We start from the raw sequence: 16,507 nt of genomic DNA, 5'->3' as shown, positions 1-16,507 counted from the left end.
TCAAAGTGGATTTAATTAGGATAATTAAACTTATTTACAAAAACATATTAATTATAATATGCCTACCACTTTTTGTGGGTACAATGGTCTTTTTGTTAAATAAAAATAAGCCCAAAGAATATCAATCCGGAATGATCATCAACACTGGTATCGCTTCAGGATTCAATCTCTCAAGTATGAATAACACTAGGGTGGATTACTTTGCAGTAAATAATGCATTTGACAATCTTACTACGATTATTCAAAGTAGAGAAACACTCGAGGAATTAGCTATCAATCTTTTAGCAAGCCATTTATGTGATGGAGACGAATATAAACCATATATATCTCAGGCAATAAAAACCGAGCTTAATGGTGATCACCTCGAGGAATCTTTATTCAAAGAACTTTCGGCGATTGGCAATCGAGAAAAAATCAAAAAACGATTGTATGAAATCTACCAAGACACTAGTTTCAATGATGTGAAAAGAATAATTCAAAAAACACCCTCTTTTTACAATATTGATGAAATCCGAAATAATCTTTCTTTAAATAGGAAAGCATCAAGCGATATGCTTGAAGTTATTTACAAAGCAACTGACCCCGGGGTATGCTTTCAGACTTTAGATATGCTTTCAGAAATTTTCATCAATAAGTATTTATCATCAAGAAATTTTGAAGCTGGTGGAATTATTGAATATTTTATGGCAGAGCTTGAAAGAGCGAAAGAAAGACTAAACATTGCAGAAGAAAATTTAAAAAACTATTCTCAAAAAAATCAAATCATAAATTATGAAGAACAAACCAAGTTCATAGCAGAAGCTAAAGAAGAACTGGAAAGAGATATCTACAAAGTGAATATGGAAATTCAAGGTGCCGAAGCAGCACTTTTAGAAGTGAATAAAAAGCTCGACAATCAGACTAGGAGATTTCTGAATAGTTCTGAAATCTTAGAAACAAGAAATAGATTATCAAAATTAAACACTGAAATAACATCGCTTTCTTTAAGAAAAGAAAAAAATTTCACCGATAAATTAGATTCAATAAATCAACTACAAGTAGAACTAAGAAATAAAATCAAAACTGATTCTGAGCAATTTTATCATTCAAACTATAGCACTGAAGTAATCCCGAGAATAACAATTTTAAATGAATATTTGAGGCATACCTTAGATATAGATATGGGTAAGGCAAGGGTAACTGTATTAGAAAAACACAGAAATTACTTCAATAAGCTTTTTAATGAGTTTGCTCCAATAGGATTTAATCTAAGCAAAATGGCTCGTGAAATCCAAATTGCAGAACAAGAATATTTATCCATTCTTCATGGTTTAAATCAAGCTAAGATTCATAAGAGCAATTCTGAATTGTTTGGAAATCTTCAGTTATTGGACAATCCATTTTTCCCAATAAATCCAAAAAGCTCAAAAACCTTACTTCTCGTTGTTGGTGGAGCAATAGTTTCCATGTTTTTTGTAGTAGGTGTAATTATCGGAAAAGACTTTTTTGACCGCACTTTGAGAAGTCCGACTGTAATTGAAAAAAATACAGGGCTAAAACTTATTGGTGCTTTCCCACATGCTATCAAAAATAAAAATATTGATCAAGAACAATTACTATTCAAACTTAAAAACCTCACCATAAACAATTTAGCTATTGAACTTAAGGATAAAGAAAATCCTCCTTTGATTTTCCTTATGGGGACGAGAGCACAAGATAATTTAACAAAGTCAGGCTTATTCTTGGCAGAGAGCTTATCTACGGCTTACCAAAAAATAGTATATTTTTATTACTTGGATAATAAAAATGATTTGCAAGAATCATCTTTAAATACTTCCGAGAAAAATAACATTGTCGTAAAAAAATATGAGGCTAATGATCCAAGCATATTTGAAAAAATCATAAAATATAAGGAAAAAAACTATAGTCAGATAATTCAAGTACCAGAATTTGAAAATGCAAATCTTTATCATCTAGCCAAATTGAATCCATCTACTATAATCTTATTAATTAGTGCTGACCAAGGTTGGGGCTTTCATGACAATTCTACACTACAACTAATACGAAAAATTTTTGGAGGAACTTCCATTTCTGTATTTGCTACACAAATGGATCCAGAGTTTATGGAAGAAATAATTTCTGAAATTCCTAAAAAAAGGAGTAAAACTCGCGTTTGGTTAAAATCTTTAATTACTCAAAAATAATCAATGAAGAATCCTTCCTTAATTTGTTTATCAATGACGCCGTGGAAAGGAGACTATTTAAAATCCACTGTGGAATTAATGAAAGAACTTACCTCTGAGGCTGATATTATTTTTGTAGATTATCAATTTACGTGGAAAGATATATTTGTTGGAATTTTAAAACCACAAAGTCAAATACCATGGAAACAGATATTGGGTCTAAAAAAGAGAATAACAATAGAGTCTAACGTAACAATTTACACTCCCCCACCTATTTTTCCTTCTTTTTGGATAAAAAATGAAAAACTTTTTGACTTTATCAATCAAATAAACCAGAAAATAGTCTTAAAATCCATTTATTCTTTCGTTAAAAAAAAAGATATAACTATCACTTCAATACTTACTGCCTTTAACCCTTTCTTGGGATTAGGGGTATCGGAGATATTTCCAAACACTCCTCATTACTATTACTGCTATGATGAAATAAATGAAGCGCATTGGTTAAAAACACATGGTGGAAGGCTTGAAAAGTTATTAATGCCACAAGTCAATGGGTGCATATTTACATCTGAAAAATTAAAAGAGATCAAGGGACATTATTCAAAAAATTCCTTTATCGTAAAAAATGGTGTGAATACTACTATATTTAAACCATATGCCAAACATGCTCCTTCAAATAATAGCATCATTAAAATAGGCTATTTAGGAAGTATTGATGACCGTCTTGATACTGAATTAATTATAAAATCCGCTGAAATTTGCCCAAATGTACAATTTCACTTTGTTGGAAGAGTCGTTCACGAAAACACAAAAAACAACTTAAATCACTCTTCTATATTCTTTGAAAAAGCAGTACCTATTGAAGATGTCCCAAAAAAAATGCGTGAATTTGATATTGGCATTATTCCGTATCTAAAAAACAAGTTTACGCAAGCAATATATCCTTTGAAAATTAATGAGTATTTAGCAATCGGTTTACCTGTAATCATGACTTCTTTCGCCAAACTGGATGAATTTAGCTCTATGGTAATTATTGCAGATTCAGCAGACTCATTTAAAAAATCAGTTGACAATATTATTTTAACTGATAACAAAAACCTCATTCGAGAAAGAACAACCTTTGCTGAAAATAACTCATGGAAAAACAGATCAAAATTGCTTTACCAAATATTGTTTAGTAACTTAAATGATGACAAATAAACCATGGATAGCACAAATTGGTACGTCCTTGAAGTATCTTGTATGGATTCTTATAGGTTTACTATTTAGTCTAATTATATCTAAGGCAGAAATTATTGGTATTGGTTTAATTTTTATGCTGATACCAATAGCTATTGTTTGTTATTTTATTTATAAATACCCAATCTTATCATTGTATTTGGCATTTTTCATCTCTTTTCCAGCTAATGGTCTTACTCGTTATGCTCCCGTCCCATTTGGTCTTTTAATTGACGCTCTTCTTTTTGGAGGTGTACTATTATCTCTTGGGAAAAGTACAGAGGAACAGCGAAAATCATTGAAAAATGTTCCAATTTATTTTTTCTTAGCTTGGTTTGGATATACAACCTTACAGTTAATTAATCCAGAAGCTGCGAGTAAAGCAGCCTGGTTTTATGCAATTAGAGGGACATCCTTTAATTTTCTTTTTATAATGGTCATCGCTTTTATCTATGTTAAAGACAAAAAACATCTAAACGTATTTCTTTACACATGGCTTGCTTGGTCTATTTTAGCTGCAATTTGGGGCATAAAACAAAAATTTGTTGGCCTAGATGGCGCCGAAAATGCTTGGCTTGCTGCTGGAAATGCATCTACCCATGTCCTGCATGGAAAGCTACGCGTTTTTTCCTTTTACTCAGATGCAGGTCAGTTTGGAGCAGCCATGGCTCATGGAGCCTTAGTTTTTGGAATAATTGCTATTGGACCTGGAAGTCTACAAAGGAAACTTATTTTCGGTATTGGTGCTTTACTTTGTCTTTATGGTATGGCTATTTCCGGTACAAGAGGTGCCTTATTTGTACCTGCAGGAGGAGGAATGATTTATCTTATAGTCAATAAAAATTTCAAGTTATTAATATTGGGGGCAATTGTTGGTGCATCAGTCTTTGGTATTTTAAAGTACACCTACATTGGGCAAGGAAACTACGAAATTCAAAGACTTCGAAGTGCCTTGGACCCAGAAGATGCCTCGCTCAATGTCCGTAAAGAAAATCAAAAGATTTTGAGTAGATATCTCGCCAGTAGGCCTCTTGGTGGTGGGATAGGTTCCTCAGGATATTTTGGACTACGCTTCAGTCCAAATACATTTTTAGCTCAAACTCCCACAGATAGTTGGTTTGTAAGAATTTGGGCAGAAACAGGAATTGTTGGTTTATATCTGCATATTGCCAGTTTATTAGGGGTTATTCTAGTAGGCTTTTGGAGGATTTTCTCAATGAAGGATCCAGAACTTAGAAATACCATGGGCGCCTTTCTTGCAGGCTTCACAGGTATTGCACTAGCCAGTTATGGTAATTCTATATTAGGACAATTTCCTACTATTATGGCTTGTATGATTTCCGTAGTCATGATTTGGAAAGGAGAGCTATGGGACAAATAGCTAAACTTTATCTAGTGTATCTGATATTTTTTCAATTGTTAGTTAATAACCATGCTTTTTCAAAAACAATTGTTATATCACCAACTGAAGACCAAACTGTAATTATTGAAAACAATCAAGCTAGCCCAATAAATCCTGGAGATACTGTCTATTTAACATCTGGTAGGTATAAACAACTATTAATAAGAAACATTAACGGCTCCAAGGAATCACCTATTGTTATAACAAACAAGGGCGGTGTTGTGAAAATTTCAGACGGCCCCAATTATGGAGTCTCCATGAGAAACTCTTCATATATAATTTTTGAAGGAAGCCCATCACTTGAAAAGCCCATTCAAATTTTTAACATTACAAATGGTAACGGAATTTCCGTTGAAGATCGATCTTCTGATATTACAATAAGAAACATTGAAATAAATAATGTATCTAAATCAGGGATTATGGCAAAATCGGACCCAACATGTAACCTCAATAGCCCTGATAGAAACAATTTCAAATTAGAAAATTTAATAATAACCAATTGTTTAATATTTAATACGGGAGATGAAGGAATCTATGTGGGAAGTGCTTTTTACTCAGGTCAACGATTAAATTGTAATGGGCAGCCAATTACCAAGCTACCACATATCATTGAAAACGTAGAAATTTCATATAACACAATCCATTCTACTGGAAAGGATGCGCTTCAAGTAAGCTCAACACCAGTTAATTGTAAGGTGCATAATAATAGAATCTATAATGATAGTGTAAATGAAATTTTGAATCAAATGACAGGAATTCTCATCGGGGGAGGATGTAAATGTGAGATTTACAATAATTTGCTAGCAGATGGAAAGGGAAGTGGAATTGAGATTTTGGGAAAACCTGGATCATTAATTTTTAACAATATTATCCACAATGCTGGCATCACATTTTTACCAAATCTCCCACCAAATAATTTCCCAAAACATGGAATTTATGTCAATAATGTACTTAACGAGCCAGACTTTCATATTCACATATTCAATAATACAATTATAAATACAAAAACAAACGGTATTACTTTAGATAGCAAACTCAATACGCCAAGTGCTATAAAAAATAACATAATAATAAATCCAGGAGCATTTCCTTTGACAAGAAATAGATCTTTTATTTTCAGCAATTTTGATCAGAAAAGCGTCACGCTATTATCTAATTTATTGACACTTTCTGAAAATGACCTTTTTGATAATTTGTCTGAATTTATGTTTTATCCTGCAATAAATTCCCCCCAAATCAATAGCGGAACAAACATAGATTTTTTTTCTTTCGACTTTGACTTTTACAATAAATTACGACCAAAAAACGGGAAAATTGACATAGGAGCGGTAGAGTTTCAAGAAGATGTAATAATATCTCGTGAAAATCTACATATAAAAATATTTCCAAACCCTACCTCAGATTTCACGAGTATTGAAATTGAGCAATCAGAGGAGAATCCTATAGAAATCGAAATTATTAATTCATTGGGGCAAAGTATTAGAGGACCTTTTTATTTCAAAGATTCTTTTGTAAATTATACCATTAACATACAGGATTTGAGGGGTGGAATATATATCATTTTGGTAAAAAGCCAGCATGGTAAAACTTCAAAAGTTTTAATCAAAAAGTAAATGAAATCACCTAATCAATATCCACTGGTAAGTATTATAACCATTAACTTTAACCAGTTGGACTTTACAATCGAACTACTTGAATCACTACAAGTAATTTCATACCCTGCAATAGAGATTATCGTTGTTGATAATGCCTCCAAAGAAGACCCAACTGAAAAAATCAACCACTCTTTCCCAAAAGTAAAAGTGATTAGATGTGATAAAAATCTTGGTTTTGCGGGGGGTAATAATCAAGGAATTGTAGCAGCAACGGGAAAGTATCTACTATTCTTAAATAATGATACCGAAGTTGAAAAAGATTTCTTAGAACCTTTGGTGACATTTTTTGAACAAACACCTAATGCTGGTGCGGTTTCTCCTAAAATTAAATATTATTTAAGTCAAAATAAAAATCTGATACAATGGGGAGGTTCAGCAGGTATAAATGAGCTGACAGTAAGAGGAAAAGTAAGAGGTGGGCAGGAAGAAGATATAGGACAATATGATGATATATTTAAATGTGAACTTGTACATGGAGCTGCAATGATGATTCCTTTCGATGTGGTTCTAAAATCTGGATTAATGCCAGATATCTACTTTCTATATTATGAGGAACATGACTGGATCGAACGTATCAAAAAGAAAGGATATGACATCTATTACCTAGGGAAATCCACTGTTTACCATAAAGAATCCATGTCCGTTGGTAAAAACTCACTTCTCAAAACTTACTATCTTAATAGAGGTAGGCTTATATTTACAAGACGCAACCGAAGTGGATTAAAGAAGATATTAAGTTTGTTATTTTTCGTTCTAATTTCTTTTCCAAAAAATGCCTTACTGTTCATCTTAAGAAAGGAAACAGCACACTTAAAAGCATTTTGGGATGCTTGTGTTTGGAATTTGTCAAGCCCTATGGATATTTTTAAAACTCCAAAATTACACAAATCTAAGACGGGAGATTACCACATAATTGATGAGTCTTTTCAACAAATAAAGAAGTTTTAATATGAGTAAGGACGTTTTTAAGATAGTTTCAGATAAAAAAAAGAAACTTCAGGAAGAGGGTTTAAAATCTGATTTTTTTTCTCTGCTGCAGGTAATAATAGTAGGTATCTTTGAAAAATTACGCGCAAGCTGGTCATTTAGAAAAGCGAAAAGTGTAGGCTCCATGGTTTTGGCAAAAAAATCTCCTCTTATTGAGATTCATGGTGACCTAATAATTGGTGACCGGGTTAAGTTTTGGTCAAAATTTGAAAAATGTAAAATATTCGTCAAACATAATGCAGTACTAAAGATTGACGATGATTGCTTTATCAACGGTGTCCATATATCGGCCAGTGTCAAAATCCATATAGGTAAAAATGTTCACATAGGCCCATACACCATTATCATGGACAATGACTTTCACTCCACCTCAGTCAACTCGAGAGAGAAAACCAAAGAGGAAATCATCATTGGAGACAATGTATGGATAGCTATGAGATGCATGATTATGAAAGGAGTCACAATAGGGCAAGGCGCTGTCGTTGCTGCTGGCGCAATAGTAACTAAAGATGTACCTCCGTTTACAGTCGTTGGAGGCATTCCAGCAAAAATTTTAAAACACATCGAAAAACAATATTAACAATGGCAGAATTCTGGTATTTACTAACTTGGTTGATTGGATATTCCCTGTTTATTTTTCTTTTCATTCAAGTGATTTATCTGCTAATATTCTCTATAGCAGGGCATTTTTACGTAGAAAAAAACAGAAACTCCACTGACCAATATTCCAGCTTTGTGATTTATATTCCAAGCTATAAAGAAGATGCCGTCATATTGGATACCGCCAAAAAGGCTTTAACTATCGATTACCCTAAGCAAAAATTCCATATAGTTGTAATAGCGGATAGCTTAAAAAAGGAAACTATTGCTCAATTAAGTGAAATGCCATTAGAGGTAGTTGAGGTCTCCTTCGAAAAAAGTACAAAAGCTAAGGCTTTGAATAAAGCATTGGATGTCAATAAAAAAGAATTTGATTATGCCATTGTATTCGATGCTGACAATGTAGCAGATAGCCAATACCTACATCAAATGAATCAAGCCTTCGCAAAAGGCTATCAAGTTGTCCAAGGCAAACGAACAGCAAAAAATAAAAATAATGAACTAGCTATTTTAGATGGTATTAGTGAAGGTATAAACAACCATATCTTCAGAAAAGGTCATCGTGTACTGGGACTCAGTTCAGCAATAATCGGTTCTGCTATGGGATTGGAATTTAATCTTTATAAAAAAGTTTTGAGACAACTTACCGCTGTGGGAGGATTTGACAAAGAAATGGAGCTTTATCTTCTAAAGAACAAAATTGTCGTAGGGTATGCTGAGAGCGCTATCGTGTATGATGAAAAAGTTCAGAAAGTAGAGGTATTGGAAAATCAACGAAAAAGATGGCTATCCGCACAATTAAATTACTTTAAAAAGCATTTTTTTAGTGGTTTTACTGAATTGTTCACCAAAGGAAATGTAGACTACTTTGATAAAGTTTTCCAGATGGCCTTACTTCCAAGAGTTGTACTCATAGGAGTTTTACCAATTGTATGTTTACTTTCCTTGTTCCCTGGAAATGGCCCCAGCCTGCCTTTATCCATCTTGTTGTTAAGCTTGGGGTATATTGCAATAATTATAAGTGTCCCAAGAGAGTTTGTCAACAAACAACTGTTTAAAGCAATCTTAAAGCTTCCCTTATCCATCCTTAGAATATTCAAATTACTTTTCAAACTTAAAGGAGCGAACAAAACATTCATCCATACCCCGCACGGAGAAATTAATGATGACACAGAAAAAAAATAAATTGACTATCGGAATCGAAGCCCAGCGTATTTTTCGGAAGAAAAAGCATGGAATGGATATCGTAGCCATTCAACTCATCAAGTCCCTTCAGAAAATAGATACGACCAACACCTATTACATCTTTGTCAATCCGGATGAAGATCCCAGCGCTATACAGGAAACAGAAAATTTTAAAATCATTGAGCTACCCAAAAGTTCTTATCCTGTGTGGGAACAAAAACATCTCAAACAAGCTGCCATCACCTATAAGTTAGATGTACTCCACTGTACGAGTAATACTGCGCCTACTTCCTGCCCTGTTCCATTAGTACTTACGCTTCACGACATCATTTACATGGAAAAAATCAATCTCTTTTCAGGTACATGGTATCAGCGGATAGGAAATCTGTACAGACGCTGGAATGTACCCAAAGTGGTGAAAAAGAGCCACACCATATTTACAGTATCTCATTTTGAAAAGAAGAAAATTGATGCCTTTTTCCATTTCAAAGATGAGCAAGTAAAAGTCACCTATAATGGTGTAGCACCACACTTTCAACCTCAAAGCCCTGAGGATATCAAGAAAAAAGTCCAATCTTTGGGACTACCTAATGAATACCTTTTATTTCTAGGAAATACTGATCCTAAAAAAAACCTTCCAGGTGTTTTAAAAGCATTGAAGATTTTGGATACTCAAGGGAACTTTCCATATGATCTGGTTATGCCTGATTTTGGAGAAGATGAATTATCCAAAACACTAGAAAGCATACAGGCAAGCCATTTGCGTAGCAGAATACACCTGACAGGATATATACCCAATGCAGATTTACCTTACGTCTACAGTGGTGCTAAGCTTTTTTTATATCCTTCCTTGCGAGAAAGTTTTGGATTACCAATTCTGGAGGCTATGGCCTGTGGATGTCCTGTCATCACCTCCAATACTTCTTCTATGCCAGAAGTTGCCGATGATGCAGCTATTATCATCGACCCTTTCAAACCAGAAGAAATTGCATCTGCTGTCAATAAAATTTTAGCTGATGAGGATTACAAACAATCCTTAATCCAGAAAGGCTTTGAACGTACACCGCTATTTAGTTTTGACAAAAGCGCGTCAATCATCTTAGGGTCTTATCAAGAGGCCGCCAATTCCAAGAAGTAATGGGGAAATCGAATTATTGGATCAGTAGTGGCTTTTTCTCTATGCTGCATAGAGCCATAGATTTTTTTGTTGGCTTTTTAGGTTTCATGATTTTAGTTCGGGTCTTCAATAAAGAGGATTTTGGTGTATGGGTCCTATTTATCACCATTGCTTCCATTATTGAAATGGCTAGAAATGGCTTCATCCAAAATGGGTTGATCAAATTCATTGTAGGTAAGGAAGCTCTTGACTTTGCTAAAATTCAAATGTCAGCTATTTGGCTGAATACGATTCTCACAGGCTTATTGATTGTATTGCTATTACTGACAGCCCCTTGGATGGAGCTAACCTTCCAAGCACCTGGACTCAGAGATTTGATTTACATCCATTGTCTTTTTTTACCGGTACTAATTTTCCACACGCATAACCTAATCCTTATGCAGGGAACATTTAATTTCAAATCATACTTTTTTGCGGGTGTAAGCAGGAGTGTTCCTTTTTTCTTGGTAATTCTTTACTTCTTTTTCACCCATCAAGAAATCACCTTAATCCAATTAGCCTGGTATTACAATCTAGCGTTTGTTATTGCCTTTGTTACATCCCAATATCAAGTAAGAAAGCAATTCAAACTTATCTGGGGCTGGCATAAAGAATGGGCAAGTCAATTGTTTCACTTTGGAAAATATGTATTCGGGACAAACCTTGTTTCTATGCTGACTAGTAGTATGGACAAATTTCTTCTAGGCGCTTTGCTTTCTCCTGTTCAGGTCGCCTTAGCAAACTCTGCCGGAAGAATTATCAACCTATTAGATATCCCCATTAATTCCATCTCCTCAATTTCATTCCCTAAAGCAAGTGAAGCTCATGAAGCTGGTGAACTTAAAGAAGTCTCAAAAATCTATGAAATGACAGTATCCAGTATGTTTAGCTTTAGTCTCTTATTTATCGCCGTCTCCGTCATTTTCGCAAAACCCATTATATGGATAGTCGCTGGTGAAGAATACCTAGATGCTGTCCCCTATTTACAATTGATTTCCCTGATTGCCATTGTAAAACCTTTGGACAGACAATCAGGTGTATTCCTTGATGCAATAGGTAAACCATTCTACAATATGATACTTGTCTTTGGAACATTAGTTTATGGTCTGGGATTCTCTTGGTTTTTTATCACCCAATTGGGTTTGATAGGTGCAGCAATCGGTGTGGTTGTGGCCATTGGACTCACAGCTTTTATCAAAATGATTATATTAAACAGATTTCTAACCATTTCCTATAAAAATGTTATCAAGGAAACCTTTTCTAACTATCCCAAAAGTATTATTTTGATAAATAACAAACTTCGAAAGTAATAAGCCTTAGGAAATAAAAAAAGTGGTAAATCCTCCAAAGAACTTACCACCTTTAAATTTGATAGGATAAGTTCCTACCTCCTTCTATAAAGTGCGGATGGATTTATATTATCCCCAGTATTCCTGAACCAATCCTTATGCTGATTGCCTCCGGATTGTGCCCAATTTGGAAACCGTTGATATCCTTTGGTAAAGTCTACTCTTTCAAGCGGGTGATCAATACTTTCGGGTACAAACAACGCCCAGTTCAATCCATTGGCGCTTCGATAAAATACGCCACTATTAAAATTGGATCGATCGTCTCTAGTCCCAAAATAATTTCTAGTTGCAAGACTCGTAGGTTTTCCGTTCATCAAATGAACCTCTATACCCCTATCTCCTGATCTGAAAAGAAAGGCATTGAATGGTTCCACACCCAAATCCTTTTTATCTAAAGCAAACCTAAAAACTAAATTAACTCGAATTGTATCCTCTTTTTGATGCGTATTCCCTTCAAAAACATTGGATAATGAAGTCATATTTACGTTTGCATCATCAAATACTACGACTACTGCTGTTTGCTGACCTGCCTCTGTTCCGTTTCCATTTAATCGGATATTTCCTGTAGTCAATCGGTTTCCAGAAACAGATTCTATATTACCTGGATTCGTAGGGAACTCTATCCCAAATCCATTTTTCACACCAGCTCCGATAGCCCGAATTACAAAAGTCATCTGCATTTCCTTGATTCTGCCTTGTCCATCTGTAATTTCTCTATTGTTGAAGCCTAAGACAAGATCATTCATATCATAATCCCCAAAACTAGGCCATAGGTCTTCAAACATAAATGTACCATACGTATCTTTTGCAGGATAAAAATTACTAAAGGCTCTTTCAGGGTCATTCGGAAATTCATCAATATTATCATTCACTCCATCACCATCAGAATCTCCAATAACCTTACTCTCTAATCTAGCATAATTCCCCACTTCCACACTTGTGATTGGATTCCAAGTTGCATAGAAAACCAAATCATTGAAATCATGATCACAACCAGATAAGTTTCTAGGCATATCTTCCCATCCAATCAACATAACCCTTTCTTGCTGATCATACAAGAACACCATGTGCTCACGTAATGATGGCTCTTGAATAACTGTATTCAAATTCCTATTAGAAAATAACACTGCATTCCCTGTTGTAACAACATTATTCCTCCACCCATTTGAAATAATAAACCATCCTATAGTCGTTCCTTTTTTAAACGCTCCATTAGGTAAATTACCTCTTAACTTTACTTTGTCGCCCGAAGTCAGCGCATTTATATGTGGGAAAATGATAATCTTTTCCTTAATTTCTGCGGCAGTTTTTGGTTCTTGCCCCACTTCATAAAAGTAATAGCCCAACACATTTCTCCATCCTGCACCATTATGAACAAATGTAACCCAAACTTCTGCATCTTCATTTACAAACAACTGACGCGGGTATTGCTCACTTAACAAATCAGGACTGGTTTGACGAAGATCCCTTCGTTCAGGCAAGTTAGCATTGATTCTCGTAAATATTCCTTGAGAAATCCTATCTCTAGTAGGCAACAAATAAGATGGTAAGCCATTATTATTATAAGTACCAAGAGCAGTAAAACCAGCAGGCAAGGACTCTATTCTTGCTCCTGGATTAGAGCTTGTCTGGCTATCCACACCCGCATCAAAAGAATCGATGGAAGGATCTATTTTTACCTGGGTTAGGGGTCTATTAACTGAAAACTTTTTTACAGGAGGTAAACCAATAAATTCAGTATACAAAAATAAGTTCTCAATATCTGAGGCGAGTGTTAACTCTACACTTCCACTGCCTTGATCATTAAGCAAAACTGTACTGATTTTATTTCCCCCATCGAAAGGATTCCCATGAAACACCTCATATTTTATACCTGCTAAAGGAGAATTATCTGCGAAGACACCAGATACTTGAATCCGAACTTGCTCACTAGAATTAAATACGAAACCCGCAGGAGGGTTCAATGCAAGGTATCCTTCCAGATTGGGGTCTATCGGTGCTTCCTTTGGTTCAAGATTACAAGCAAATGTACCTGTCAAAAACACAAATAGCAGTAAATAAATAGCTAGATTTCGCATAGTTATAATTTATTTTAACTAAATATATGACACCTAAATTAAACACTCCCCAACCTTTCGATTAAAGTATGTCTTTTTTCGATGAATGCACTTGATAGATTCTAAACTTGAAAACCTCCCAATATTTCTTTCCTAAATTTTGGTCCAATGGGTATTTTCTTATCATGTAATTGGATAAAATCCTTTTCCATTTTAGTTACAAAGGTTTTATTTATTAAAAAACTTCTGTGAACGCGAACAAAAATCTCAGAGGACAACATTGATGTAAGGTCCTTCATGGTGATATGAAAAATATAGTTTTGAAAAATTGTGTGAATTATCATATAATCAGCAGCTGCTTCTACAAAAACCAACTCTTTAAATGGGATTTTTATATAATTACTTTTGTCTTTTAAAACCAAATACCCTAGGTCAACAGTGTTGGTCTTAGTGGAATAAAATCTAGCATAAACACGCCTAATAGCTTCTTCTAATTTGCCCTTATCAAGAGGCTTGGTTAGAAAGTGAACAGGATTATAATCAAATGCCGATAACGCATATTTAGGTTTTGAAGTAACAAATACAACTAACACATCAATTGCGAGTTTGCTTAAAAATATTAACCCGTTATCTCCTGGCATCTCAATGTCTAAAAAAAGTAAATCGATGGAATCGTTTTCTATAATTTCTAATGCTTTTCCTGTATTGTCTAAAATTCCTTTGAAATAGAGATCTTTAAAAGATTTTAAATATTCCCTGAGGAGTGTTGCCGAAACCAAATCGTCATCAATTATTAAATATCTGATTTTACCGTTCGACATTTACAAATTATTTACTTTATTTAAATAAATTTTAAGGCTATGAAATATCCAACCATTTTAATAACCGGAGCATCTGGACAGTTGGGAAAATCGTTCAATAAACTATCAATTAGATATAACTGTGAGTTTGTTTTTGCAGACAGACTTTTAATTGATTTTTCTAATTTACAATCAATAACTGAATTTTTCAATAAAAATACAGTTGATTTGATAATCAATTGCGCTGCATATACCGCCGTTGATAAAGCAGAGCTTGAACAAGAACTAGCCATGAAAATCAATGCAGAGGCTGTTGCTTTGCTTGCTTCAATTGCGGCGCAACGGGGAATATTCATGATACACTTTTCCACGGATTATGTTTTTGATGGTAAAGGATATGTCCCCTACTCGATAGATCATTCAACATATCCAATTAATCAATATGGTAGGAGTAAATGTGCAGGTGAACTTGCGATGCTTTCTACTGATGCACTTGATGGCGTAATAATCAGGACTTCTTGGGTTTACAGTGAGTTTGGAAATAATTTTCTAAAAACGATGATTCGACTTGGCAATGAGCGAAAGGAAATCAATGTAATCAATGATCAAATAGGCAGTCCAACATATACAGATGACTTAGCCACATTTATCCTAGCCAATATTCAACATTTCACTTGGCAAGGAGTAAGAATATATCACTTTAGTAATGAAGGAGCTTGCAGTTGGTATGATTTCGCTCATGGGATCATGGAGTTAAGTAATATTCCATGCACTGTAAAACCAATCCCAAGTAGTCAATACCCGACACCTGCAAAAAGGCCAAATTATTCCCTATTAGATAAATCGAAAATAAAAGAAGACTTTAACTGGTCAATCCCTCACTGGAGAGATTCCTTAAAAGTTTGTTTAACATTTTTAACTCAAAAAAATTAATGAAAATCATCAATGTAATCCTTACTGGAGGAGTTGGAAGCCGACTATGGCCTCTTTCTAGAAAAAGCAAACCCAAACAATATTTAGAAATTTTTCAAGGCGAAAGCCTTTTCCAAAAAACCGCTAAAAGAAATATCAGTTTTTGCAATGAAATCACGGTAGTTGGAAATAAAGATAATTTTGAATTATCAAGACGTGATCTAGCCACAGCCAATCTTACCAATTATCAAGAAATCATAGAGGCCATGCCTAGAAATACGGCTGCTGCCATTGCATTTGCCGCATTTGCAAGCGCATCTAATGATATATTATTAATTACACCATCAGATCATTTGATCGGTAATGAAAAGGCTTATGATGCAAGCATTAATAGAGCCATCCAACTCGCAAAAGAAGGCTTTATCGTGACGTTTGGACTCTTACCAAATAAACCTGAAACTGGGTTTGGATATATTGAGTTTGAAGAAGAAAATGTACTCAGCTTTCGTGAAAAACCAGACCTAGAAACAGCTGAGAAATTCATTTCTTCTGGTAGATTTTTGTGGAACTCCGGAATGTTTTGTTTCAGTGCAGGAATTTTTTTAAATGAATTGAAAACATTCGAATTTGAGATTTATCAAAAATCCTTAGAAGCATTTAAAAAAATCTCTGACGGGTTCCTTCCAGAATCAGAAAGCTCTAAAATACCCTCTTTATCTGTCGATTATGCAGTAATGGAGCGATCTGAAAAAATTAAAGTAGTTCCATCATCCTTTCAATGGTCGGATATGGGATCCTTTGAGTCCATTTATGACTACTTTCAAGAAGAAGGCCATGCAGTGGACGATGATGGAAATATGATTATAGGAAATAATACATATACCGCCTTTGTTGGGCTGAAAAATTGCATATTCATCAATACTCCTGATGCTAACCTAATTCTACAAAAGGAGAAAGCTCAAGACGTAAAGAAAATTTATGAAAAATTGGAAAAAGAAAATCCAGCGTTAACCTAAATCTCAAA

General features: G+C 34.5%; 13 protein-coding genes. 11 read left to right on the top strand and 2 right to left on the bottom strand.

Annotated features, from left to right (window positions below; all coding sequences use genetic code 11):
- Positions 1-5: 5 nt before the first annotated feature.
- The 9 genes from IE080_RS16810 to IE080_RS16770 all read left to right on the top strand — a co-directional run bounded on the left by IE080_RS16810 (position 6) and on the right by IE080_RS16770 (position 11,675).
- Positions 6-2,183 (top strand): GumC family protein, encoded by a 2,178-nt coding sequence (locus tag IE080_RS16810; RefSeq protein ID WP_189585380.1) that lies wholly within the window; start codon positions 6-8, stop codon positions 2,181-2,183.
- 78 nt (positions 2,184-2,261) lie between these two features.
- Complete coding sequence (locus IE080_RS16805; protein WP_189585378.1) at positions 2,262-3,362, top strand: glycosyltransferase; 1,101 nt, start codon at positions 2,262-2,264, stop codon at positions 3,360-3,362.
- A 178-nt stretch (positions 3,363-3,540) separates the two neighbouring features.
- Complete coding sequence (locus tag IE080_RS16800) at positions 3,541-4,761, top strand: O-antigen ligase family protein (RefSeq protein ID WP_189585374.1); 1,221 nt, start codon at positions 3,541-3,543, stop codon at positions 4,759-4,761.
- A complete protein-coding gene (locus IE080_RS16795) occupies positions 4,749-6,395 on the top strand; it encodes a right-handed parallel beta-helix repeat-containing protein (protein ID WP_189585372.1) in 1,647 nt (548 codons plus the stop codon). The genes IE080_RS16800 and IE080_RS16795 overlap by 13 nt, the downstream gene beginning before the upstream one ends.
- Positions 6,396-7,385 (top strand): glycosyltransferase family 2 protein, encoded by a 990-nt coding sequence (locus tag IE080_RS16790; RefSeq protein WP_189585369.1) that lies wholly within the window; start codon positions 6,396-6,398, stop codon positions 7,383-7,385. It abuts the gene before it with no gap.
- A gap of 1 nt (position 7,386) precedes the next feature.
- Positions 7,387-8,004, top strand: coding sequence for an acyltransferase (locus IE080_RS16785; protein WP_229800697.1), 618 nt, complete (start codon positions 7,387-7,389; stop codon positions 8,002-8,004).
- A 2-nt stretch (positions 8,005-8,006) separates the two neighbouring features.
- The gene (locus tag IE080_RS16780) at positions 8,007-9,209 is read left to right on the top strand and encodes a glycosyltransferase family 2 protein (RefSeq protein ID WP_189585366.1); all 1,203 of its coding nucleotides are present in this window, start codon (positions 8,007-8,009) and stop codon (positions 9,207-9,209) included.
- Positions 9,187-10,347: a glycosyltransferase family 4 protein gene (locus tag IE080_RS16775; RefSeq protein WP_229800696.1), complete on the top strand. Its 1,161-nt coding sequence runs from the start codon at positions 9,187-9,189 to the stop codon at positions 10,345-10,347. The genes IE080_RS16780 and IE080_RS16775 overlap by 23 nt, the downstream gene beginning before the upstream one ends.
- On the top strand, positions 10,347-11,675 hold the full coding sequence (locus IE080_RS16770) for an oligosaccharide flippase family protein (protein ID WP_189585363.1): 1,329 nt from the start codon (positions 10,347-10,349) through the stop codon (positions 11,673-11,675). Before IE080_RS16775 ends, IE080_RS16770 begins: the two co-directional genes overlap by 1 nt.
- 74 nt (positions 11,676-11,749) lie before the next feature.
- Here IE080_RS16770 and IE080_RS16765 read toward each other — a convergent pair whose 3' ends face one another.
- Together IE080_RS16765 and IE080_RS16760 are read right to left on the bottom strand one after the other, a co-directional pair.
- Positions 11,750-13,792 (bottom strand): LruC domain-containing protein, encoded by a 2,043-nt coding sequence (locus IE080_RS16765; RefSeq protein ID WP_189585360.1) that lies wholly within the window; start codon positions 13,790-13,792, stop codon positions 11,750-11,752.
- Between the two features lie 101 nt (positions 13,793-13,893).
- A complete protein-coding gene (locus IE080_RS16760; protein ID WP_189585357.1) occupies positions 13,894-14,592 on the bottom strand; it encodes a LytR/AlgR family response regulator transcription factor in 699 nt (232 codons plus the stop codon).
- A gap of 39 nt (positions 14,593-14,631) precedes the next feature.
- Here IE080_RS16760 and rfbD point away from each other — a divergent pair, with 39 nt between their 5' ends.
- Both rfbD and IE080_RS16750 read left to right on the top strand, forming a co-directional pair.
- Positions 14,632-15,504: a dTDP-4-dehydrorhamnose reductase gene (gene rfbD, locus IE080_RS16755; protein ID WP_189585354.1), complete on the top strand. Its 873-nt coding sequence runs from the start codon at positions 14,632-14,634 to the stop codon at positions 15,502-15,504.
- Positions 15,504-16,499 (top strand): mannose-1-phosphate guanylyltransferase, encoded by a 996-nt coding sequence (locus IE080_RS16750; RefSeq protein WP_189585352.1) that lies wholly within the window; start codon positions 15,504-15,506, stop codon positions 16,497-16,499. The genes rfbD and IE080_RS16750 overlap by 1 nt, the downstream gene beginning before the upstream one ends.
- The last annotated feature ends 8 nt before the right edge of the window (positions 16,500-16,507 follow it).

Source organism: Mongoliitalea lutea, from assembly GCF_014652135.1.
Taxonomy (GTDB): domain Bacteria; phylum Bacteroidota; class Bacteroidia; order Cytophagales; family Cyclobacteriaceae; genus Mongoliitalea; species Mongoliitalea lutea.
This window is presented reverse-complemented; position numbering and strand designations above follow the sequence as displayed.

Excerpts from the sequence above, each read along its gene's own strand:
- IE080_RS16805 (WP_189585378.1), top strand. The coding sequence starts at position 2,262 with ATGAAAGAACTTACCTCTGAGGCTGATATTATTTTTGTAGATTATCAA.
- IE080_RS16795 (WP_189585372.1), top strand. The coding sequence starts at position 4,749 with ATGGGACAAATAGCTAAACTTTATCTAGTGTATCTGATATTTTTTCAA.
- IE080_RS16790 (WP_189585369.1), top strand. The coding sequence starts at position 6,396 with ATGAAATCACCTAATCAATATCCACTGGTAAGTATTATAACCATTAAC.
- IE080_RS16785 (WP_229800697.1), top strand. The coding sequence starts at position 7,387 with ATGAGTAAGGACGTTTTTAAGATAGTTTCAGATAAAAAAAAGAAACTT.
- IE080_RS16780 (WP_189585366.1), top strand. The coding sequence starts at position 8,007 with ATGGCAGAATTCTGGTATTTACTAACTTGGTTGATTGGATATTCCCTG.
- IE080_RS16775 (WP_229800696.1), top strand. The coding sequence starts at position 9,187 with ATGATGACACAGAAAAAAAATAAATTGACTATCGGAATCGAAGCCCAG.
- IE080_RS16770 (WP_189585363.1), top strand. The coding sequence starts at position 10,347 with ATGGGGAAATCGAATTATTGGATCAGTAGTGGCTTTTTCTCTATGCTG.
- IE080_RS16765 (WP_189585360.1), bottom strand. The coding sequence starts at position 13,792 with ATGCGAAATCTAGCTATTTATTTACTGCTATTTGTGTTTTTGACAGGT.
- IE080_RS16760 (WP_189585357.1), bottom strand. The coding sequence starts at position 14,592 with ATGTCGAACGGTAAAATCAGATATTTAATAATTGATGACGATTTGGTT.
- rfbD (WP_189585354.1), top strand. The coding sequence starts at position 14,632 with ATGAAATATCCAACCATTTTAATAACCGGAGCATCTGGACAGTTGGGA.
- IE080_RS16750 (WP_189585352.1), top strand. The coding sequence starts at position 15,504 with ATGAAAATCATCAATGTAATCCTTACTGGAGGAGTTGGAAGCCGACTA.